Raw genomic sequence first — 22,943 nt, 5'->3', positions numbered from 1 at the left:
TAAATTAAAAACACCAATTATGAAAAATCTAAATAGAATTGGTTTAAACATAGATAAATCAAAAATACTCGCCGATAAATTGAACGCGCTATTAGCAAACTATTCAATTTTTTACCAGAACACAAGAGGGTTTCAATGGAATATCAAAGGAGATAAATTTTTTGAACTGCATTTAAAATTTGAAGAGCTGTACAATGATTTACAGTTAAAAATTGATGAAGTAGCAGAACGAATTTTAACCTTGGGATATTCACCGGAACATGCATATTCAAGTTATACTAAATCATCAAAAATATCGGAAAGCAAAAAGGTGTCAGATGGCTTAGTAGCGGTTGAACATATTTTGGATGGCTTTCAAGTGATTTTAATTTTGCAAAGGGAAATCCTGGATATTGCAAGTGATGCAGACGATGAAGGCACTAACGCCCTAATGAGTGATTACATCCAATTACAAGAAAAACAGGTTTGGATGTATTCTTCATTTCTAAAAAAATAACTTAAAAAAACTACTATAAAAACGTGAGTATTACCCTGCAACATATCAGCAAATCATACAAGAAGGTCGAGGCTTTGAAAGATATTTCTTTTGAGGTAAAAGAGAACGAGCTGTTTGGTTTAATTGGCCCTGATGGTGCTGGGAAAACCACCTTATTTAGAATTTTGACCACTTTATTGTTTGCTGATGAGGGCACTGCAAACGTAGCTGGCTTTGATGTAGTTAAAGACTATAAAGCAATACGCCAAAATGTAGGCTATATGCCCGGAAAATTCTCTTTGTATCAGGACCTGACGGTTGAGGAAAACCTGAAATTTTTCGCGACCATTTTTGGGACCACAATTGATGAGAATTACGAATTGATCAAAGATATTTATGTGCAAATTGAACCGTTTAAAAATCGCCGTGCTGGGAAACTTTCTGGTGGGATGAAACAAAAACTGGCCTTGAGCTGTGCATTGATCCATAAACCAAAAGTGCTGTTTCTTGATGAGCCCACCACAGGTGTGGATCCAGTTTCAAGAAAGGAATTCTGGGAAATGCTTAAACGACTGCAACAAAAAGGCATCACCATTTTGGTTTCCACACCTTATATGGATGAAGCCGCCCTATGTGACAGGATAGCATTGATACAGGATGGGAAGATCTTAAAAATAGATACCCCGGAAGCTATTGTAAAACATTACCCAAAAACCATTTACAACATAGGCGCAAATAATATGTATCAATTGATCTTAAGCTTAAATGCCTATGAACACAGCTATAGCGTATATCCTTTTGGAGAATTTGTTCATTATACAGATCAACGTACCAATTTTGAATTAAACGATTTGAAAAAGTACCTGGAAGCTGAAAATTTAACAGGGGTAAGCATACAAAGTACAAAACCAACCATAGAAGATACTTTTATGGAATTAGCAAAATAAACACCTGGCGGTTTTTAAAAGAAAAATGAAAAAGACAAATGTCATAGAAGTAGAAAACCTCACCAAAATGTTTGGTGATTTTACCGCAGTAAACGCTATTACATTTGAGGTTAAAAAAGGAGAGATTTTCGGGTTCCTTGGAGCCAATGGTGCGGGGAAAACAACGGCAATGAAAATGCTTATCGGTATCTCAAAGCCTACTTCAGGCAAGGCAAAAGTAGCGGGTTTTGATGTGTTTACTCATGCCGAAGATATTAAGAAAAACATTGGTTATATGAGCCAGAAATTTGCCTTATACGATGATTTAACGGTTAAAGAAAACATTACATTTTTTGGCGGAATTTATGGTTTATCCCGTCCAAAAATCAAAGAAAAAACCATAGCACTCTTAGAGGAGTTGGGGCTACAGGAAGTGGCCAACCAATTAGTTGGTTCCCTGCCCCTGGGCTGGAAGCAGAAAATTTCATTTTCCGTATCGCTGCTTCATGAGCCGCAAATAGTGTTCTTAGATGAACCCACTGGGGGTGTAGATCCTATTACAAGAAGACAGTTTTGGGAAATGATATATAAATCGGCCAACCAGGGCACTACCATTTTTGTAACCACTCACTATATGGACGAAGCCGAATATTGTGATAGGGTTTCTATTATGGTAGAAGGAAAAATTGAGGCCTTAGATACTCCAAAAAAGCTAAAAGATCAATTTAAAGTGGACTCGATGAATGAGGTTTTTTTAAAATTAGCTCGAAACATAGAATGACATCAACAGACGAAACATTTATTTGGAATCTAGGTGGTATTAAAATAATTATGGGCACATGAAACGTTTTTTAGGATTTATAGAAAAAGAGTTTTACCATATCTTCAGGGATAAGCGTTCGCTATTCATCTTATTTGGTATGCCGATTGCCCAAATACTACTTTTTGGTTTTGCCATTACCAACGAGATCAATAATGTGGAGATCGCTATTTTAGATCACTCCAAAGATGCTACTACCGGGGAGATTATCAATAAAATCTCAGCATCAAAATATTTCAGCATCAATCAATTTATAGAGCAGGAAGCAGATATTGAAGCTGCTTTTAAAAAAGGAAAAATCAAAGCGGTTTTAAATTTCGAAAATGATTTCAGCAAAAACCTTGTAAAAGAAAAACAGGCGACCATTCAGGTAATAACCGATGCCACCGATCCCAATACAGCCAATACCATAAGCAATTATATAAATTCGATCCTTCAAAACTACCAGCTAGACCAAAATAAAGACATCAAAATAGTATATCAAATCGTTCCGCAAACCCGAATGATATATAACCCTGAGTTAAAGAGCGTGTTTATGTTTGTTCCTGGCGTGATGACTATCATTTTAATGTTGGTATCTGCCATGATGACCTCTATTTCTATCACCAGGGAAAAAGAATTGGGCACTATGGAGATCTTGTTGGTGTCTCCACTAAAACCTTTTCAGGTAATTATTGGAAAGGTGGTGCCCTATATTTTTCTATCGATGATCAATGCTGTTGTTATTATTCTACTAAGCATTTTTATTTTTAAAATGCCTGTACAGGGAAGCCTCTTTTTATTGGGTCTGGAAAGTGTGTTATTTATAATTACCTCTTTAACATTGGGGATTTTAATTTCAACCATTTCGGCTACCCAACAAACCGCAATGATGATTTCTTTAATGGGATTAATGCTTCCTGTAATCTTATTATCGGGCTTTATTTTTCCCATTTCAAGCATGCCAGCGCCTTTGCAAATAATAAGTCATTTTATCCCTGCCAAATGGTTTATCATCATCTTAAAAGGCATCATGCTTAAAGGGGTTGGTATTTCTTTACTCTGGAAGGAAACCCTGATTTTATTGGCAATGACACTCTTTTTTATTGGCTTAAGTATTAAGAAATATAAAATTAGGTTAGAGTAATGAAGACTATAGGTTACATCATCCAAAAAGAGTTCAGGCAAATCTTTAGAAATAAAGGTATGCTTCCCATTATATTTATTTTGCCAATACTGCAATTGGTTATTTTATCGAATGCGGCAACCTATGAAGTAAAAAACATCAAATTCGCTTATATAGATAACGATCATAGTTCCTACTCTCGTGAGTTAATAGAAAAATTCAATGCTTCCACTTATTTCAGCGTGTTAACCGATTTTTCTTCGGAAGCTAAAGCCAGTTCCGCGATGTTAAAGGGAGAGGTGGATGTCCTATTGGTAATCCCCCCATACTTTGAGCGCGATTTGCAAAAAGAGAAATACACAGATTTAGGAGTTACTATAAATGCCATTGATGGTGCAGCAGCGGGGGTAGAAAATGTATATGTCAATCAAATTGTGCAAAGTTTTAATAAAAAACTGAAGGTAGAATTATTGCAACCTGAAGATGCCTTAATAACGCCCGTAAACATTACCAGTATTCCTTCATTTTGGTATAACGAGACCTTAAACTACAAAACATTTATGGTACCCGGCATCCTGGTGTTGTTAGTAACCATGATCACCTTGTTCCTTTCGGGGATGAACATTGTGCGTGAAAAAGAAATAGGTACCCTGGAACAAATCAATGTGACACCTATTAAAAAGAGCCAGTTTATCATTGGTAAATTATTTCCGTTCTGGGTTATTGGAATGGGTTTGCTTAGCATAGGACTACTAATAGCAAAACTGATTTTTGATGTCCCGATGCTTGGCAGTTTAGGCCTTATGTACCTCTATACTTCTATTTATATACTCGTGATTCTTGGCATTGGGCTATTTATCTCAAATTTTACAGATACCCAACAACAAGCCATGTTTATAGCCTGGTTTTTTGTGGTGATCTTTATTTTGATGAGCGGGCTGTTTACCCCTATAGAAAGTATGCCGGGCTGGGCACAGATCATCACAGAATTCAATCCTATAAAATATTTCGTTGAAGTCATGAGAATGGTGATGCTTAAAGGCTCTTCATTTCAGGATATTTTACCCCAGTTTTTAAAAACCTTACTGTATGCTTTAATAATGAATGGCCTGGCGGTATGGAGTTATAAGAAAACAAACTAATGTGAAGGTACTTGCAGAAATGTCTTATAGGGCTCCAATAAATATTTATTTCATTGGTGGCTATTTTTTCAGGATTTCACTTTTTATAAGAAAAACGTGAACTAAATGTATCCTACTTTATAACATCTAAAAAATATGAAAAAAATATTCAGATATTTTCCGGTAGTCCTGTTAATAGCATTGGCGTTACTAACCTTGTTTTTGAGCACCTCGATAATATTTGACTGGTTTGGGATTCGGGAGAAAGAAGGTAACTATGTTTTATTTGTGGTGTGGGCAAATTTTATAAGCAGTTTACTCTATTTGGTTGCAGCTTATGGCTTTCTGAAACAAAAGAGGATGACCTTCAATATTTTAAGTCTTTCGGCTTTGATCTTAATTATGGCGTTTGTGGGTTTGTTTATTCATATTAATTCCGGAGGATTATATGAGACAAAAACTATTGGTGCAATGATTTTCAGAATTATTGTAACGCTCGCTTTTGTATTACTTGCATATCTAAAATTCATTAAAAATGAAAAAAATAATTAAAAAATTCATGATGCTTTCTCTGCTAATCGGGCTATTCTCGTTTACGTATCCTAATCAGGAAGCAAAATACTCCCTGACCATTAAGGTTGAGAATTTAAGAAATTCAAAGGGAGTGGTGCAATATGCCATATATAACAAGGACGGTTCCATTCCCGATGAAAAATATGAAAAATACTTTAGAAAAGGGATTGCGGAAATCAGCAAAAATAGATCAACACTAACTTTTAATGACTTGCCGGCCGGGAAGTATGCTGTTTCTATTTTGCACGATGAAAATGAAAATGGAAAAATAGATAAGAAATTCCTTGTTCCAATGCCCAGTGAAGGTGTTGGTATTTCAAATTATGAATCCATCGGGTTATTTAATCGCCCTAACTTTTCTAAAGCAAGTTTTAGGGTAGATTCCAGTTTAACAAAACTGGTCAATATTATTTATTTGTGATGAAAAAGTTTGGCTTCATATTGTTTTTTTTAGGTGTTACTTCAAGCCTTACCTATGCACAAACAGTTGCAGATACTAAATCAAATCTTAGCCTAGATCAAATTGCACTGGTTAATCAGGGTGATAGTTATGTTACTTTTCCCACAGACCTTGGAAATATAGAACCACTTATTTTTGAAGCAAATGTAAGCCCCGGTTTTAAAATTCGCGAGCGGAAAGATTCAAGATTAATGGCAGTACTTACCCCACAAATCATCGTGAGAATGTATGATGAATTCTCTTACCCGGTAAGAACACCCAGCTATATGCCAAATATCACATTTTATTTTTTAACAGGAAGCGAACGATCCATAAATAAACTAAGCCTATTTGGGAAAATAGCGCATCACTCCAATGGGCAGGATGGAGATTTCTATGATGAAAGTGGAGACATGAATTTAAGATATGGGAATTTTGCCACTAATTATGCTGACCTGGGCTTTATCAAATCATATTATAACACCAAACATAATGCTTTCAGGTTTTTTAAAAGTTCTATTGAGTTCCATCCAAAATCCTGGATGCTCGATGAAATGCAGGGGAAATACAGCGGATTGCGCTGGCATAACACTTTTTTAGCATATAAACTACCTATAAATGTCAATTCTAATGGAAACAACAAAGCCAATTTCTCTGTAAAGGCTGAAACCAGTTGGATGATAGACAACGTAAATAACTGGGAAACTTTTAATTTAAACAGGCTTAACGCAAGTTTGAGATTTTATTATCATCCAAAATTCCTCGAGGATATTGGCCTGTTTGTTCAATTTTATCACGGAATGGATTATTACAACATCTATTTTCATCATCAAATAAGTGTTATTCGTTTTGGAATAATGACTGAAATCCTGAGATTTTAAACCTTAACCTAAGGATTAACGGAGCTGATGTAGCTCTCTGAATTTCTTTTTATTGGATCACATAACACCAGTTGAGGCAAAGTCTTCTCCCGCTGTGAGGTCTGACTTCGTCGCACCCGCTGGGCAAAGGCTTCTGTCGCTGCGGGAGGTATCATGACCTCGCGCCTAAGTAATCGCGAAGGAACTTGTGAACGTCTTGAAGTTTCCTGACTTCATGTTACAATTGGGTTAGCAATGGTTGCGGGTTAAATCACGATTGATTTCAACGTCGGGAGACGTTGGGAGAGTTTTGGGTGATTAAGACGCTTAGGGAGTAGCGCAATGGAAACATGTAATTTTTGGATTGTGTCCAAGATTTTTTGTAGTGAAGCGCTTTTTCCGTAGTGGCGCTTTTTCTGTGGAATGCAGGGGAATGTGCTGAATGGGTTTGATAAAATGGATTATCCTCTTGAAGCAGAATCTAAGGCGGACTTGACTTCAAATATGTAGATAATAATGGAGTTTGGCCGCTTCCCGACTTTTCTTGGGAGGCTGGCAAGTGGAATGGACATCGGAATCTTTGGAGTCGTGTTCAAGACTTTTTGAAGTGAAGCTCTTTTCCCGAAATGTAGCTTTTTCTGCGGAATGAAGGGGAATGGGGTGAACGGGTTGTGAGGAAAAATTAACTGTCTTATTAAAAGTCAAACTGGATTTGTTTTTGTGATCAATCCCTTTTATTTCAAATTTGGTAGAATATCAACGAAATTAAATTGAAAAGGTGTTTAATTTTTTTCGAGTTTACTTTTATGTTGCATTTTTCAATAACTTGGAATTAATAGCACTCAAATGATGATTAATAATTTAAATTGAGAAGTTAATCAAACCGTTTATCAGAGGCATGTATATCATCAGCTCTAATTAGGTTGTCTAGAAGCCCAATAGGTTCAAAAGTTAACTCTAAATTTTCTGAAGCAACAATAGTTCCTTCTTAATGACAAACAAACGCTTTTGACAATACGCAATTTGATATTTTCGTTAAAAACCCTACTAAACGGTAAAAATCTATCTAAGCAATAGTTAATATCAGCGTCCAAGATAATTTGCAATGATTTAGTCTCATTTGACTACAAATAAATAAAAACAGATAAAAACTCCCAAATTAATGTTAAAAAGGGGCGAATTCGGTGTCACTTAATTTTGAGGTGTGTTTGGGACCCTGAAAACACTCAAAAAATGAAATTTTGCATAGTTCCTCTTTTTCCAGGTCTATTGCTTCACACCGGTGTTTGATACTAAAATCCTGTAAAGTTTCGGTAGCCAGTTTCTGAACGTGGAACCTTTCAGTCACCTGTTTGGCTTTAGGGAAACACTTTTTAGCTATATTTCGTTCGCGATTAGGATAGGTACAGGTTGATTTAAAGACGCAAAAAAGAACTGTAAAAGCTTTAGTTATATGGTATAGTAACTTTTTAAGGACTCAGGCAATAAGAATTAAATAATCTATTTTTTTAAATTTTTATGATACGTTTTTTTGCTCCTTGCGGAATTAAAATTATGAAATTTTAAGCCTCCATTAGCTCTTTAACAGGTGAATCAGTTTTGTTTTTAATAAGCTTTGCAGCAATTCTGTTGAATAATTCTCCCGCTTTGTCAACAAAAATTATCTTGATCCCATAGAGCGTCGCCTCCTCAACCAGTATCCAATCCGGATATTTTCCACAAATAAGGATCTCTGTTTCCGGGGTAATCTCCGGCTGTACATTAGCTTGCCGCTTTATTAAATTTTCTTTAAAAGAATTTATACCCATTGGAAGAAATTCACCTGAAAGAAAAATATTTTTAGCTTGTAAAAAATCAATATTCACCTGTGAAGTTCTGTTAGGATATAAAGAAGCAGGAGCTTCGTAAAAAGAAAGTTTTTTCATCATTATTTATTTAGTATTTGAAGGGGACTTCTGGTCAATTTCATTCTTCAAACTTATATTTTAGATACCGTAAATATAGATATTAGAGGTGTGCGGGATATGATGTGTATATTATGATAACTTAAAATAATATAAATAATGCAGGCATTTTCTTCAGCCTTGATCGAATAAATGTTATTAGGCTTCTTTTCTCATCTCCAGCACCCGTTCCGTATAATATGATTATTCCAAAACTTAGTTTAAGAGCTGCAGATTAAAAAGAAAACGTTTACAGGCGCAGCCTGAAACATCCAAAGTTTGTAGTTTCACCCTTTTGGGATCACAGGTTCTGTAATCCTCTTCCTCCGCAAGAAGCAACTCAGAACTTTTTAAGTCGTGGGTTTTTTTATTTAATGAGACGGCTCAAACCTTCTCCACTCTTAAAAACGAATAATACCCACAAATGGGTATTGTACTTGATTTTTTTTAGTAATAGTTTTAATACAATATTAACAGTATAAGCTTTAAAAAATGAAAAATAAATTTTGGATTTTTGCAGTTTTAATAGGTATTCTACTCTTTTTCCCAACCACCGGATTTGCTCAGAATACTGGAATTGATTTAGATGAGGAAGATTCGTTCAAGCTAAGGCCAGTAAGGATTGGGGTCAAAATCGGTTTTCCAAACCTTATTGGTGGAAACCTTGAATATGTAACTCCTTTATTAGGTAAAAAACTCGCATTAAATGCCGATTATTCCATGTTAAAATCGGATTGGTTATTAAAAAGTCAAGACATGGAGGAAGATACAGAGGACCAGATCAATTACACCTACCTCGACCTTGGCTTTAATTACTATTTCTTCAAACCGGGCAAAGGACTGTATGCTGGAATAAGTTATAGTACAATAAAAGCGGAATCTACATTGGAATATATGGACAGTGTTGAGTTTATAGAAGAAAAACATAATTCCTTTAATGTAAAGCTGGGGGCCAAACTAGGGGGACTTTTTTATTTCCGTCCTGAAGTGGGATATTCATTTAATCCCCTTCCTAAAAAATATGATGTTCTTACCATCTACAATGATGGGACTCAGGAAACAAGAACTGATGATTGGAGTGAATTAGAAGGTCCGGCAGATCTACTTTTTCAGGGCTTAATGGCCAATATTGGCATTGGATTCGCATTTTAAAACGAGAAAACAAGAATAAAAGCTAACTAAAGTAGAACACCAGTCCTGGGACTAATCTAACAGATAGCTAAAGTGCCTCTATAATAAAGCTTCACCTTTTGAAAATGAAAGAACAGCTTAACTTGTTTAATAACAGTAAATTATATAAGCAACAGTACTAAAAGTTGATGACAAAGCTGGTAAAAAAGGTGTGCACACAGCCCATTTGGTGAAATACATACCCCATATTGCGGTGTTCTTTCCCTTCTTTCATTTCGTCATATTGGTATACCCAAAGGTTATTAGAGATTTTGTCATCCTCAGAAAGCGCTTCATAATCAAAGTTTTCCTTAAGTTTATAGACACTGGCTTCTTGCCATAATAGCAATTCATCCTGGGCTTCCTCGCTCATATCATCGACCTTGTTATAGTGGTCCTTTCTGCCCTGCATGGTGCGTTGGATAGGGCTTCTTTGGAGCATTTCTTCATAGTTGGTATCCAACCATTCCAGTAGAGCGGCCTTTGGACTTTTTTTTTCTTCTCCTTTTTCCTTCTCCGTACAGGAAATGAAAATAAAAGTCATTGCTACCAGGGAAGCGAGAAAAACAAAAAGAGTCTTTACTAAAATGAAAAGTTAGGTATATTTGCGAAAAAAAATATGAAAACCAACCTCCTGGCACTGCTCTTGATTTTATTTATATCCTGTAGCGATGATGATCAATCCGCAGATTATGTAAGTCTTAACGACAAAGAAATTCTGAATTATCTAGAAGAAAATAATCTTGAGGCAGAGAAAAGTGCATCGGGATTGTATTATATCATTGAAAGTGAAGGTGCAGGGGTGCAACCAACAACAACAGATGAGGTACGTGTAGCGTATAAAGGATACTTCACCAATAATAATGTTTTCGATCAAAGTACTTCAGAAGGCATTTCTTTTAATTTACAGCAAGTAATAAGGGGCTGGACAGAGGGAATTACTTATTTTAAAGAAGGTGGAAGTGGTATGCTTTTGGTGCCCTCTCATCTTGGTTATGGTTCTCAAAATTACAGAGGCATACCCGGAGGCTCCGTTTTAATTTTTGAGATTAATCTTATCGAAGTCAATGGAGGTGCGAATTAATTTTTCACTTAAAGAAAGTTTAAATCTCTCATTGAGGGTTTAACCCGCCTGAACGTCCGGCAGGTTCCTCGTCCCGATAGCCCGGTATAGAGTATAATGGTCGTGGGTTTGGATAGGAGTGAGGTCGTCACGGATTGAAAATCCGCGCCGACTTAATTTTTCTTCAAAACAAACTCTTCTTTGACGAGTTCCAGCTATATCTGGAGCATCAGGAAAGTAAAGGCTGCCAGCGCTGATCCGAGTAAAGGGCCAACTACAGGAACCCAGCTATAGCTCCAGTCACTTCCTCCTTTTCCTTTAATAGGAAGGATCCAGTGAGCCAATCTGGGGCCCAAATCTCTTGCAGGATTAATAGCGTAACCTGTGGTCCCTCCAAGCGAAAGTCCAATTCCCCAAACCAGGAAAGCTACCGGTAAAGCGCCAAGTGTTCCAAGTCCTATGGGAGTGGAGGTTTGATCTTCCAACACCGCAGGAGTAAAAAACAGGATAACAAAAATTAAGATAAACGTTCCAACAATTTCACTGATTATGTTTACAGGATAATTTCGAATTGCCGGCGCTGTTGCGAAAACCCCCAACTTTATTCGCTGGTCTTCAGAAAGGTCAAAGTGATCCTTATGCATGAGCCAGACAACAGCAGCGCCCGCCATTCCACCCAGAATCTGCATTGCACAATAAGGTAAAACCATTGCCCAGTCAAATAGGCCCGCTATGGCCAAACCTACGCTAACCGCAGGATTAATATGTGCGCCGCTATAAGGTCCTGCAACAGCTACTGCAATAAAAACAGCAAGTGCCCAGCCTGTGGTAATAACAATCCAGCCGCTACCATATCCCTTGGTGCCCTTTAGAATGACATTGGCTACCACGCCAACACCCAAAAGAATAAGTATAAATGTTCCAATAAATTCCGCTATTAATGGATTCATAATTTCATTTTTAAGATTCAATCCAGTTTTTTGTTCGACCTACAGCTTTTTCCCAATAATACAGGTTTTTTTCAACTAATTCAGGTTTCATTTCTGGTTCAAATGTCTGGTCTTCTTCCCAAAGGTTTTTCAGTTCATTTATATCCTTCCAATAACCTACCGCAAGACCTGCCAGGTAAGCAGCTCCAAGTGCCGTGGTCTCCAACATTTTTGGCCTGTGCACCTTGCAATTAAGTATGTCTGTTTGAAATTGCATTAAGAAATCGTTTGCGGTGGCACCACCATCAACTTTTAAATGACTGGTTTTTACACCGGAATCCTTTTCCATGGCTTTAAGTACATCATGCACCTGGTAAGCAATAGATTCAAGGGCAGCACGGCAAAAATGTGCTGAAGAAGTACCCCTGGTTATTCCAAAGAACGCTCCCCGTGCATCCTGATCCCAATGTGGAGCTCCCAGGCCTGTAAGTGCAGGAACAAAATAGACACCTTCATTATCGTCTATTTTTTTAGCCAGTTCCTCACTCAGCTCTGCATGATGAATCATCTTGATCCCGTCCCGAAGCCATTGGATGGCAGCACCACCAATAAAAACCGCACCTTCCAGGGCATAATTTACTTTCCCATCTACTTTCCATGCGATGGTAGTAAGCAACCTGTTATTTGATTTAACAGGTTTGTCCCCGGTATTCATCACAAGAAAACAACCTGTACCATACGTGGTTTTTGCCATTCCTTTTTCTGTACATAATTGGCCAAAAAGGGCTGCTTGTTGATCCCCGGCGATTCCAGCTATGGGGATTCTCGTGGCGAAGATTTTTCCTGAAGTTTTGCAAAAGATCTCACTGCTGGATCTTACTTCAGGCAGGAGGGAAGCAGGTATATTAAATAATTCAAGCAGTTCTTCATCCCATTTTTGAGTGTGTATATTGAAGAGCATAGTCCTGCTGGCATTGGTAATATCTGTTAAATGCTCAGCAGAATTTGACAGCTTCCAGATAAGCCAACTGTCCACTGTTCCAAAACAAAGTTCTCCGTTTTCTGCACGTTTCCTTGCCCCGTCCACATTGTCCAGTATCCATTTAATTTTGGTTGCTGAAAAATAGGAATCTATGATCAATCCAGTTCTTTTGGTTACAAAATCCTCTTTCCCGGCTTCTTTTAATTCATTGCAGTAGGCAGATGTTCTTCTGTCCTGCCAAACAATGGCATTATAGAGGGGTTCTCCTGTTTCTCTGTCCCAAACAATGGTGGTTTCTCGTTGATTTGTAATTCCAATCCCTGCAATTTGTTCAGCAGTGATCTTTGCCTTGGTAATTGCTTCCGTGGCCACAGATGCCTGGGTGGTCCATATTTCCATTGGATCGTGTTCTACCCATCCCGGTTTTGGGAAATGTTGTTCAAAATCCCGCTGGGCGTTAGAAACTATTTTTCCCTTTTTATCAAAAACAATAGCTCTTGAACTTGTTGTTCCTTGGTCCAGGGCCAGAATGAATTGTTTTGCTTTTACCATGGTTTTAATTTTAAAATGTTATTAAATATTTTTCAGCCATTTTCTGAAATTCTTTGTTCTCATTATTTTCCCATTCTTCATCGGTATCAAGCTCAGTTCTCATTATTTTAGAAACCTCCGGACACATCTGGATTGTAGCTTTAGCGTCCAGAAAAAGAATTCTCATCCTTCTCGCCAGCACATCTTCCACCTTCACTGCCATTTCATTACGCACCATCCAAACAACTTCAGCTTTGGTATTTAGGAAATTGGGGTGAAGCTTTAAGCCTAAAGAAGGATCATCATCAATTAATTCCTGTATACTAAGGGCATCATCACCATAAATAGCCATATGTCCCTCCATGGATCTGCCATTGGGAAACCCGTGCATTTTTATATTTTCTGAAGTGCTTTTCAATACCTTAACCAGATTTAAATCTGCTAAAACGTCAACAGTATCTTCTCCCATTCTTCGGAAGGTTGTCCATTTCCCACCAATGATTGAGATTAAATGACTATCAGCTACTGTAACTTTATGGCTCCTCGAGATTTCTTTAGTTGGTGCACCTTTTCCTTTAGGTACTGCCAATGGCCGGAGACCTGCAAAGACAGACAGAACATCATCTCTGGTGGGAGGTTTTGTTAGGTAACCCGCACAGGTTTCGAGAATGAAATCTATTTCCTGTGATAGCGCCCGGGGTTCTATTTTTGGATTCTTCCGAAGGGTATCTGTAGTTCCAAGCAGTAACTTATTATGCCAGGGGATTCCGAATAATACACGCCCATCAGAAGTTTCCGGGATCATTAGGGCATCTTTTCCGCCTAAAAAGGAAATATCAAGCACCAGGTGAGCACCCTGGCTTGGTCGTATTGACTTTGAGGCAGCCGGATTATCCATCCTTAAGATTTCATCAACAAAAACACCGGTTGCATTTACCACTGCTTTGGCGTTAATCTCATAAAACTTTCCGTTGAGTTGATCCTGGACCTGAACGCCATTCAGGAATCCTTTTTCATCCTTTTTGAGGTTTACAACCCCCATGTAATTGAGAATACAACCTCCCAGGTTGGTGCAGGTTTGAGCAAGATTAATAGCTAAGCGGGCATCATCAAATTGCCCATCGTAATACATAACTCCTCCCAGTAACCCTTTTTGTTTAATAGTTGGAATTTTATCTGCGACTTCTTTTTTGGAGATCCAGGTAGATTTCCCTATTCGCAGGCGGCCCGCCATCAGGTCGTATACCTTAAGACCAACACCGTATTTTAACCTATCCCAAAAGGAATAGATTGGGATCACGAAAGACTGCTTTCCGGTAACGTGAGGCGCATTTTTCATCATCAACCCACGTTCTTTCAAAGCTTCATAAACCAGGGCAACATCTCCCTGGGCAAGATATCGTACCCCACCGTGAAGAAGTTTTGTACTCCGGCTGGAAGTTCCTTTTGCAAAATCGGCTTTTTCAACTAATACTACTGAAAGTCCTCTGGAAATAGCATCAAGTGCCACCCCTAAACCGGATGCCCCTCCACCTATTACCGCCAGATCCCACTCCTTTTCAGTCCTAATTTTCTTTATGCACTCACTTCTTTTCATTTATTTCTTTTTAAACCTTATTAGTCGATAAGTTCGAAACAAAACTAATTAAAAAAGAAATAAAAGCAAACTTAAGAAAGGTTTTTTATTATTATTTATGTTTTGTTTACTATTTTTTTAAATTTACGGTACATTTAGGTTTGTAAACGAAAGAAAAAGAAAGTAACTTTCTTAAACAAAATAAAAGATATGACAATTGCTGAAAGACATCAAATTATTGTAAACAAGCTTAAAAAAGAAGGGTTTGTTAGCGTTGCCAACCTAAGTAAAGAGATGGAAGTTACTACAGTGACTGTTAGGAAAGATCTAAAAATGCTGGAGGAAAGGGGATTGCTTTTTCGTTCTCATGGGAGTGCCACCCCCGTTACCCCATTTGTGAAAGATCTTCCTGTGAATGAAAAAAACCTGATGCAGGTAGAGGAAAAGACTGAGATTGCTATAATGGCTGCAGGAATGATCAAAGAAGGAGATGCTATTATTATAGGTTCAGGTACCACTATGCTTGCCCTGGCCAGGGCCATTCCCAAAAGTATAAAACTCACTGTTATTACAGGAGCTATGAATGTTACAATGGTGCTGATGGATTATCCAAATATTGAAGTTATTCAACTGGGCGGGGTGGTAAGGAAAAGCAGTTATTCAGTAGTAGGCCATTATGGTGAAGATATGCTTGGAGACTTCGCCTGCAATAAATTGTTTTTAGGAGTAGATGGGATAAGTCCGGAATATGGATTAACTACTTCAAATATGCTGGAAGCTCATTTAAATGCAAAGATGATCAAATCGGCTCAAAAAACCATTATTCTTACCGATTCAAGTAAGTTTGGAAAAAAGGGTTTTGGAAAAATTTGTGATATTGAAATGGTGGACATTGTTGTTACAGATGATGGTGTTCCTGAGGGATATCGAAAACAACTTGAAGAAACAGGAATGAAAGTTTGTATTGCAAAGCCTGCAACAAAATAAGTGGAATGGATTTTTTTGATCGGAAAATTTTTGAAGGATGCTTAAAATTTACTCAACAGTAAATAAATAACGAGGACAACAAGATTCTTCAAATAAAGCGAAGGCATTAATGGAGGTATAATGGTCGCGGGCAGGAGTAGGCGTGAGGTCATCACGGATTGAAAATCCGCGCGGACTTAGTGCTCTTTTGAAAATATATTATGTAAGAGTGTATTTATACAAATACGTTGGTGGCCACGTAAAAAACGAAAAAATAGCTTTAATTTTGAACTGTGATTGGTCAAATAAGAAATAGCGTATTTACCAAATTCCTTTGGGGATTTATGGGACTTTATCTTCTCAACATAAGTGTTGACTCGGTAGACCCTAATCTTGAACTAATTCCTGAAGACTTATCAATTAACGACCAGGAAAGTATTATTGAAATAGTAGTCGAGAAAATTTTAGGTTACGAAGACGCCATTAAAGAATATGATGATAACGACTTGGAACACAGCAACAAGAAGACAAATGTAAAAATAGACTTAATTAATAATTACACAGCTGATTACCGTATTAAGCAATCACTTGTTGAGACTACAATACAGAAGTTTCCTGACTTCAATGTTTTTTTGACAAATGGTTTTCATCAACTTGATACTCCTCCACCCAAGATTTGATTTGTTTTATAAGTAGATTAATTCCTACCGCTAAAAAAGTGGTGGATAATTTTATAATTCTCAAAAAACAAATCAAAAATGAACATAAAAACAATATTGATGCTAATCATGCTATTGGCATCTTCAACATATTCAATTGCCCAAATTACCAAGTTTGAAAAGGACAGTATTTACATTCAACAAGTAGAAGACCAAAAAGAGCCCGATAAGGTTTTACATGCCGAACCACTTTACATTGATCTAATACGTGATTTGGGTGCCAGAAAAGGAGAAAAAGAGTGGAATATAGGTTTAGGTCTAACAGATAATTTAAAATTTGATTCTTATGAAGCCCTTATTGAGTACGAATGGGCACCCATAGACAGATTGGGTTTAGAAGTGGAATTGCCTTTTACTTTTTATTCTCCTGTAAACGGTGCGGAGAATGATTCAATTCCTTCAAATCAATTAAACGGTATTAAAATTGCCGCACAATGGTCATTCTTTGTAAGTGAGCCAATGGCAACTTCAATGGCAATTGGATACATCAACGAGTTTGAGCTGTCCAACTTTAGTAACTTTGGAAAGCCTTTCATTAAAGGAAATGTCTATAATCCATTCTTTGTAATAGCTAAGCGATGGGGAAACAATTTTCATTCATTGATATACACAGGTCCAATGATTGAACAAAATTTTAGCACCAACAAATTTCACACTACTTATGACATCAATACAAGTTTCCATTATATGATACCAGGCACGAGAAATTTTATTGGTGTTGAATTTAACAAAACTTTTGACAAAGGCGACTTTGATATGACCTTAAGACCTCAAATGCGTTTAGGAATTGCAGACGACCTATTGATTGGAATTGTGGCAGGAATTCCTGTGAGCAGAGAAAACGAAAGACTAAGCTCTTTTTTAAGACTGATATGGGAACCAAAACATAAATAAAATACGGTCAATATGACCGATAACCTTTGCACAAGCCTATAAATCATAAAAATAATGACTTATTAAAGCCGCTTTAAGCGGCTTTTGTTTTTCTGTTGGGCGCAGGAGCTAATGAAAGGGGGGCTTTAAAGGCAAACTGGTAAGCTTTTTCAACTGTTTTTGCAGCCAAAAAAGGGAGAGAAACCTGTATTGCCGTGCTTTTTATGGTAAATTTCTGGTACTTCTTAAGCTTATAAGCGATGGCCGCTAGATGCAAACATTTATTTGCCTTCCTTATACCAATGGTATTTACTTTTCGTAGACCCAGGAATTCTTTTAGCGTTCCAGGTACCGGTTCCACGTCACGGATTGAAAATTCGTGCCGGCTTAGTAGTTTTGTTTTAGTACATTTTTTTACCGTAGTTCAATATCTATCCTCTATAAGTAATTATCGCAATTTTAAATGGTTTCGCCTGTCATCGACACTAAAAGCTTAATAAAATTTAATTTCAACATCCAATTACTTCATATATTTGTGCGCTACGAGCTTTTAAATAGAGCTTCAGTAATTCATTATGACGCTATTATTAATTTACCTTTTTACAGCATTATTTGTTTCATTTTTGTGTTCTATTGCAGAGGCTGTTCTGCTTTCTACACCAATATCTTATTTAAAAGCAAAACTTGAACTCGGCGATAAAAATGCCGGTGCTTTTATAAAGCTTAAGGAAAATGTAGATCGCCCGCTTTCTGCCATTCTTTCTTTAAATACAGTGGCCCATACAGTGGGAGCTGCGGGCGTTGGAGCACAGGCGACTATTGTATTTGGAGAGGCATCTTTTGGGATTGTTTCAGCGGTATTAACGCTTCTTATCCTCGTACTTACCGAGATCATTCCTAAAACCTTGGGAGCCAATTACAGTCGGGAATTGATGGGCTTCGCTACTGTTCTTATTAGAATTATGATCGTTATTACCTATCCTTTGGTACTTTTATCGTTAACCCTTACCCGCCTGCTATCCCGGAAGGAAAAAGAACTCACTACCAGTCGGGAAGAAATTTCAGCACTCGCCTCAATTGGTACCGAGGAAGGGATCTTTGTAGATAAGGAAAATAAGATCATTCAAAATCTTATCAGGTTAAAAAGTATCCCGATATCTGAGATCATGACTCCGCGAATCGTGGTGGTGATAGCCAATGAGGATATGACCCTGCAGGAATTTCTTAAGAATAAGGAGTTTCTTCACTTCTCAAGGATTCCCATATATGGCGGCAACCGTGATAATATTACCGGATATGTTTTTAGGGAACTTGTCTTTGAAAAACTAGCAGAAGATCAATTTGACCTTACTCTTAAAGATATACGCAGAAAAATCACTACTTTCTCTGACAATACTACCTTGTTCACCGCCTGGGAGGAATTGATCACCAGAAAAGAACAGATATCCCTGGTGGTAGATGAATATGGCGGAATGGACGGAATTGCAACCCTCGAAGATATTATTGAAACCCTTCTGGGATTCGAGATCGTAGATGAAAAGGATAGGGTGGAGGACATGCAGCAGTATGCCATGGAACGCTGGAAATCCAGGCAGAAGAAATATAAATTGCTGGATGATGAAGGTAATCCACCTACCAAATAATCGGTTTCTCCAACACAAGAATGACAGAAGAAAACAGAATTCTGTACAGACTCCTTATCCCTGGACTGTAACAGATTTATCATGCCCGATTCCAATCGATGGCCTCGTTGATCCCCGGCTTGATTAAGGTTCAGTTTGTTTCAAAAAATTACTTACTTACCTGGAAAATTCTTGTCATATGCCTGGGTTAATGTAGGCGCATCTTTTCTTGGCTCCGATTCCAGAAATACGCCTTCAAAAGTGGGCGCACTGGCAATGCGATCTCCCAGCATCCATTGGGATATGGGAATGCCGTACCATTTTAACAGAGTGGCCGCAAATGAAGTAGAATCAAACGGAATGTCGCCGGCAGCCCTGAAAATCGTATTTCTTTTAATCCAGGGAGAAACCAGAATAGCAGGCACCCGGGGTCCCATTATATCATATTCAAAACCATCTAATCCATCATTTGGCCAGGGTTTTTGAGCGTAAGGCGGACTTACATGATCATAGATTCCGCCGTTTTTGGAAAAAGTAATTACAAATAAAGTATCCTCCCAATGTGGCCCGGATTTTATAGCCTCGTATATTTCATTGAGGGCGATTTCGGCAGGTATAATATCTGCACCTGGATGATAAGAAGTAGTGCCGTTTGGCGCAATCCATACAGGTTCCAAAAAGCTAAAAGCCGGAAGATTTCCGTTTTTTGCCTGTACCTTGAAATTATCCAGGGTGTCAATATAATTCTTAGAGTTATTATCTATAGCCGGCACCTGTCCTTCCAGATATAAATGATAGGTAAATGGATACCCCCCCCACTCAATGGCATTATAAATTTTCCAGTCACTTATTCCATAGTTCCAAAGAAGTTTCCATAATGACTGCCGGTGCGGGAATTTGGGCCAGTAGGCATAAGGATTTCCCCCTTCCCAGGTGCCCAAACGATTAAGGGCAGATCCTGTTACGGCAAAGGCACGATTAATATCTGTACCACCGGGAACAGAGCTAAACCACTCATCACTAATCGCGTAGTTTTTTGCCAGTCCGTTTAAAATTGGCAACTGTTCGGGACCAAAGCTAAGCATCACCTCCCCATTTGCATTGTTGCGAACAAATCCTCCCATATCGGGTTTGGCTTTGCCGGGATAACCAGGATTTCTTTGATAAAACATCTGTTCCAAGCCATCTGAATTGTCATGAAAAGGATCCTGAAGCTGGTCAGATAATACAATTTTATCGCTCAGTTTACCTTCGTTAAACTTGCTCTGATGAATTTTTTTATCACTGCCATCCAGGTTGTAGTTTTCTGTACTGGCTCCCTGAAAGGCTTTATCGTTACCAACAAATTGAATATTGGCATCTTCATTTTTATACAGCCAGCCGCAAACATTATCAAAGGATCGGCTTTCTACCATATAATAGACAATATGCTTTATTTTGGAGCGCATATAGTTCATAGTTCCTTTTTCTTCGGAAGCTTTTATGTTTTTTTCTCTCTTTGAAATACTCACCAAAGAAGAACTGTTTGCCATTGCTTCCGGAAGTTTTCCTTCTTTTATCAAATTTTGCAATGGTTCTTCTGAAGTTGGTTTAAAATCCCAAAGCATATAGGAAAGATCCATTGGATTCCAGGTTACTATTTTATCTTCCACAGGCACTATTTGATGGTCTTTTGTCACTCCTTTCCATTTCCCTTTCCAAACTTCCGGAATGGATAAGGGCGTTGGATTTTGAGGATCAAAACTCCAAACCCGGAAATTCCCGTCGGGCATTCTATCCAGAACATAATTCCCAATTGAAATTAGTTCATGGCCGGCCTGAATGGAAGGAAAAGCACCCTGAGAAGTATAAGGAACCGGTATGGGATCTGTAGTTTTCGGGTTAAGAAAGTTTGGATCGAAATTGTAAAGTTCATAAGTTCCACGCCCTTCGCCACCCACAAAAAAAAGTACAAAATTTCCCATTGGGATGAGATTGAGTTCCATTTGCTCGTTTGGATAGTTGGAATAGTGACCTCGGTAACCCCAGAATTTTGCAATAGGCCAGGAGCCTTCCTGCACCGACACACCCCCCAGCGGATTTTCGCTTGCGGAATCAAATTCGTATAACCGATAGGGAAAAGATTTTTCGCCATTTTTCTCTTCACAGGCCCCCCATTCCATTAAATAACCTCCTACAGTTGCGAGCTTAAGAGAGGTGCTTATTTTGGAATTTTCAGCAATAGAAATTCTGGTGAAAATCTGGTCTTTTTCGGGCGTAAATTGCCACACGCCATAAAAATCATTAGACTGGAACCGGTTGATAAGAAATGTTGCCATACTATTTGAGAATGAAGATTAAAATAAAAGGCAGGTTAAGTAAGTTTTTCAACTTTAAAAATGGGGATTGTTAAATATAGGGGAAATATTTTATTTAAGGACTGTCTGAAATCTTAATATAAAAGCTTATATTTAGACTGATTTTACTGAAAGTAAGGTGGTTATGAAATCTTATTGCAATCGTCATAAAGTTTGGAATCCCGGTAAATCCGTCTCAATTCTTTAGATATTATTTATTATTTTTTTGTTGTTTATAAAAATTAAGGGTTTTAAAAACCAGTTTTTTTTTAAAAAAAAATAATAGGATTTTGAACAGAAAACCTACTGTTCTGTTTAAAAAAGTAAACCGGTACCAATCAATTTTTTAATAGAATGTTCAATTATTTTGGATATGGTTCTAATATTAATATTATTTCCCTCAAAGCCAAGGGAGTTGAACCATTGAGTTCAGAAATTGCTGTTTTAAAAGGCTGGAAATTAAAGTTTAATGTAGCGCACTGGTTTCACCATGAGGGAGGTGTAGGGAATATTGAACCGGGAACTCCTGAAGATTGGGTGGAAGGGATGCTTCATCAATGCCGGGATGAACATTTAAAAACTTTAGATTTAATGGAAGCCTACGAGATAGGGTATACACGAATTGAAATAGGGGTAGAAACCAACAGCGGTTTAAAATCTGCTATGGCCTATGTAGGACTTCCAAATTATATCAATAATACCTGCCTCCCCACTCGGCGTTATATGAATATTATTATTGAGGGGGGCAAAAAAGCAGGATTAAGTGATTCTTATCTTCAAAAACTGGAATCTCATCCCCTGAAAGTAAGTAAAGATTATCCCAATTTTCACCATCCCGCAAAGAACGGTACCATTTTTACAGAAGAATCCCTCAAAAAAAATAAATATCTAACTGCTTTATGTGGAGCTGTTTTCGATATGAAAAACTCCCGAAAAAATTTACAATGCCTATTTGACTTATTCGGTGGAAAAGATATGACTCTTTTTCACATTAAACGCCATGACACGAGCACTGGAAATGAAACTATAGAGGACTATCTAAAGGGGAATATTTCTGAAGCTCTTAAAAATTATTTAAACGCCTACTTAAACGAATATCAAAACGAATTTGTTTACGTAGGTAGGTATCAGTATAGTCCAAATACCACTCAATTTTATGAGGAAATTGAATCAACCTATAAAACCATAGAAACGTGAAAAAATATTACGAAGCCATGGAACATGGCGAAATTAAGGAAGTATTTAAGGATGTGTTTTTTGTTTCAGGAACTATGAAAAATGAATTTTTTGGTTCCATGTGGCAATTCAGTAGGAATATGGTCGTGATTAGGGAGCGAGGTGATCTTAGTATTATAAATTCAGTAAGACTAAACGAAGCTGGATTAAAAGAACTTGAAAAGCTGGGAAAAATTGCAAATGTGGTACGATTGGGAGATATGCATGGGGTTGACGATCCATTTTACCTGGACAGGTATAATGCAACCTATTGGGCAATTCCCGGAATGCGATTTCCAGAGGGTATAAAACCGGATAAGGAATTAAAAGAAGGAGGGGAAATGCCTTTTGAGAATTCCTCTTTTTTTCAGTTTAAAACTTCTAAAAGGCCTGAAGGGATTATAAGATTGAACCGTGAAAATGGAATTATGATTGCCTGTGATTCCCTTCAAAACTGGACGGAACCCGATCAATTTTTTGATAAAGAAACTGTAGAAACCATGACGAAAATGGGCTTTTTCGTACCTGCAAATTTAGGGTTGGCCTGGTTGCATGAATGTGAACCACAGGCAAGTGATTTTTCAAATTTAAAACAATTACAGTTTGAACACGCTCTTTGTGGCCATGGATATCCTGTTGTAAATAATGCACAACAGCAATATCACGAAACCTTTAAACGCATGTTCAACGTTTAATAAA

At 37.6% G+C, this 22,943-nt stretch carries 23 protein-coding genes; 16 read left to right on the top strand and 7 right to left on the bottom strand.

The window, feature by feature from the left end:
- Positions 1–19 precede the first annotated feature (19 nt).
- The 8 genes from GILLI_RS04115 (at position 20) to GILLI_RS04080 (ending at position 6,340) form a co-directional block, all read left to right on the top strand.
- Positions 20–496: a Dps family protein gene (locus GILLI_RS04115; protein WP_006987864.1), complete on the top strand. Its 477-nt coding sequence runs from the start codon at positions 20–22 to the stop codon at positions 494–496.
- Between the two features lie 23 nt (positions 497–519).
- Positions 520–1,422, top strand: coding sequence for an ABC transporter ATP-binding protein (locus GILLI_RS04110; protein WP_006987863.1), 903 nt, complete (start codon positions 520–522; stop codon positions 1,420–1,422).
- Positions 1,423–1,447: 25 nt separating this feature from the next.
- Positions 1,448–2,182 (top strand): ABC transporter ATP-binding protein, encoded by a 735-nt coding sequence (locus GILLI_RS04105; protein WP_006987862.1) that lies wholly within the window; start codon positions 1,448–1,450, stop codon positions 2,180–2,182.
- Positions 2,183–2,240: 58 nt separating this feature from the next.
- Complete coding sequence (locus tag GILLI_RS04100) at positions 2,241–3,347, top strand: ABC transporter permease (RefSeq protein WP_006987861.1); 1,107 nt, start codon at positions 2,241–2,243, stop codon at positions 3,345–3,347.
- The gene (locus GILLI_RS04095; RefSeq protein WP_006987860.1) at positions 3,347–4,468 is read left to right on the top strand and encodes an ABC transporter permease; all 1,122 of its coding nucleotides are present in this window, start codon (positions 3,347–3,349) and stop codon (positions 4,466–4,468) included. Before GILLI_RS04100 ends, GILLI_RS04095 begins: the two co-directional genes overlap by 1 nt.
- A gap of 135 nt (positions 4,469–4,603) precedes the next feature.
- Positions 4,604–4,999, top strand: a complete 396-nt coding sequence (locus GILLI_RS04090) for a hypothetical protein (protein WP_006987859.1) — start codon at positions 4,604–4,606, stop codon at positions 4,997–4,999.
- On the top strand, positions 4,983–5,441 hold the full coding sequence (locus GILLI_RS04085) for a DUF2141 domain-containing protein (RefSeq protein WP_156798641.1): 459 nt from the start codon (positions 4,983–4,985) through the stop codon (positions 5,439–5,441). The genes GILLI_RS04090 and GILLI_RS04085 overlap by 17 nt, the downstream gene beginning before the upstream one ends.
- Positions 5,441–6,340 (top strand): hypothetical protein, encoded by a 900-nt coding sequence (locus GILLI_RS04080; RefSeq protein WP_006987857.1) that lies wholly within the window; start codon positions 5,441–5,443, stop codon positions 6,338–6,340. Before GILLI_RS04085 ends, GILLI_RS04080 begins: the two co-directional genes overlap by 1 nt.
- Before the next feature lie 1,144 nt (positions 6,341–7,484).
- On the opposite strand, the gene GILLI_RS18770 is transcribed toward GILLI_RS04080, so the two are convergent.
- Together GILLI_RS18770 and GILLI_RS04075 are read right to left on the bottom strand one after the other, a co-directional pair.
- The gene (locus GILLI_RS18770) at positions 7,485–7,700 is read right to left on the bottom strand and encodes a transposase (RefSeq protein WP_280985185.1); all 216 of its coding nucleotides are present in this window, start codon (positions 7,698–7,700) and stop codon (positions 7,485–7,487) included.
- 181 nt (positions 7,701–7,881) lie between these two features.
- Complete coding sequence (locus GILLI_RS04075) at positions 7,882–8,247, bottom strand: hypothetical protein (RefSeq protein ID WP_156798640.1); 366 nt, start codon at positions 8,245–8,247, stop codon at positions 7,882–7,884.
- 507 nt (positions 8,248–8,754) lie between these two features.
- Between GILLI_RS04075 and GILLI_RS04070 the strand changes: the two genes are divergently transcribed.
- Entirely contained in the window at positions 8,755–9,414 is a 660-nt protein-coding gene (locus GILLI_RS04070) for a hypothetical protein (RefSeq protein WP_006987855.1), read from the top strand.
- Positions 9,415–9,571: 157 nt separating this feature from the next.
- On the opposite strand, the gene GILLI_RS04065 is transcribed toward GILLI_RS04070, so the two are convergent.
- Entirely contained in the window at positions 9,572–9,976 is a 405-nt protein-coding gene (locus GILLI_RS04065; protein WP_006987854.1) for a hypothetical protein, read from the bottom strand.
- 75 nt (positions 9,977–10,051) lie between these two features.
- Between GILLI_RS04065 and GILLI_RS04060 the strand changes: the two genes are divergently transcribed.
- Positions 10,052–10,516, top strand: coding sequence for an FKBP-type peptidyl-prolyl cis-trans isomerase (locus GILLI_RS04060; RefSeq protein ID WP_006987853.1), 465 nt, complete (start codon positions 10,052–10,054; stop codon positions 10,514–10,516).
- A gap of 194 nt (positions 10,517–10,710) precedes the next feature.
- On the opposite strand, the gene GILLI_RS04055 is transcribed toward GILLI_RS04060, so the two are convergent.
- From GILLI_RS04055 to GILLI_RS04045, 3 genes are read right to left on the bottom strand one after another with little or no spacing between them, the layout of a single operon-like run.
- Positions 10,711–11,445, bottom strand: coding sequence for an MIP/aquaporin family protein (locus GILLI_RS04055; protein ID WP_006987852.1), 735 nt, complete (start codon positions 11,443–11,445; stop codon positions 10,711–10,713).
- A 10-nt stretch (positions 11,446–11,455) separates the two neighbouring features.
- Positions 11,456–12,958: a glycerol kinase GlpK gene (gene glpK / locus GILLI_RS04050; protein WP_006987851.1), complete on the bottom strand. Its 1,503-nt coding sequence runs from the start codon at positions 12,956–12,958 to the stop codon at positions 11,456–11,458.
- A 10-nt stretch (positions 12,959–12,968) separates the two neighbouring features.
- Positions 12,969–14,534 (bottom strand): glycerol-3-phosphate dehydrogenase/oxidase, encoded by a 1,566-nt coding sequence (locus GILLI_RS04045; protein WP_006987850.1) that lies wholly within the window; start codon positions 14,532–14,534, stop codon positions 12,969–12,971.
- 189 nt (positions 14,535–14,723) lie between these two features.
- On the opposite strand from GILLI_RS04045, the gene GILLI_RS04040 reads away from it, so the two are divergent.
- The 4 genes from GILLI_RS04040 to GILLI_RS04020 all read left to right on the top strand — a co-directional run bounded on the left by GILLI_RS04040 (position 14,724) and on the right by GILLI_RS04020 (position 18,714).
- Entirely contained in the window at positions 14,724–15,500 is a 777-nt protein-coding gene (locus GILLI_RS04040; RefSeq protein ID WP_006987849.1) for a DeoR/GlpR family DNA-binding transcription regulator, read from the top strand.
- A gap of 272 nt (positions 15,501–15,772) precedes the next feature.
- The gene (locus GILLI_RS04035; RefSeq protein WP_006987848.1) at positions 15,773–16,159 is read left to right on the top strand and encodes a hypothetical protein; all 387 of its coding nucleotides are present in this window, start codon (positions 15,773–15,775) and stop codon (positions 16,157–16,159) included.
- A 78-nt stretch (positions 16,160–16,237) separates the two neighbouring features.
- Positions 16,238–17,092: an HAEPLYID family protein gene (locus tag GILLI_RS04030; protein ID WP_006987847.1), complete on the top strand. Its 855-nt coding sequence runs from the start codon at positions 16,238–16,240 to the stop codon at positions 17,090–17,092.
- A gap of 554 nt (positions 17,093–17,646) precedes the next feature.
- Positions 17,647–18,714 carry a CNNM domain-containing protein gene (locus GILLI_RS04020; protein WP_006987846.1) on the top strand — a complete coding sequence of 356 codons (1,068 nt, stop codon included), beginning with the start codon at positions 17,647–17,649 and terminating at the stop codon, positions 18,712–18,714.
- Between the two features lie 152 nt (positions 18,715–18,866).
- Here GILLI_RS04020 and GILLI_RS04015 read toward each other — a convergent pair whose 3' ends face one another.
- Positions 18,867–21,011, bottom strand: coding sequence for an alkaline phosphatase family protein (locus tag GILLI_RS04015; RefSeq protein WP_006987845.1), 2,145 nt, complete (start codon positions 21,009–21,011; stop codon positions 18,867–18,869).
- Positions 21,012–21,383: 372 nt separating this feature from the next.
- Here GILLI_RS04015 and GILLI_RS04010 point away from each other — a divergent pair, with 372 nt between their 5' ends.
- Positions 21,384–22,226: a gamma-glutamylcyclotransferase family protein gene (locus tag GILLI_RS04010; RefSeq protein WP_006987844.1), complete on the top strand. Its 843-nt coding sequence runs from the start codon at positions 21,384–21,386 to the stop codon at positions 22,224–22,226.
- On the top strand, positions 22,223–22,939 hold the full coding sequence (locus GILLI_RS04005) for a hypothetical protein (protein WP_006987843.1): 717 nt from the start codon (positions 22,223–22,225) through the stop codon (positions 22,937–22,939). Before GILLI_RS04010 ends, GILLI_RS04005 begins: the two co-directional genes overlap by 4 nt.
- Positions 22,940–22,943: the final 4 nt, after the last annotated feature.

Origin of the sequence: Gillisia limnaea DSM 15749 (assembly GCF_000243235.1) — a bacterium.
GTDB lineage: Bacteria > Bacteroidota > Bacteroidia > Flavobacteriales > Flavobacteriaceae > Gillisia > Gillisia limnaea.
The sequence above is the reverse complement of the archived record's forward strand: the minus strand, read 5'-3'. Positions and strand labels throughout refer to the sequence as shown.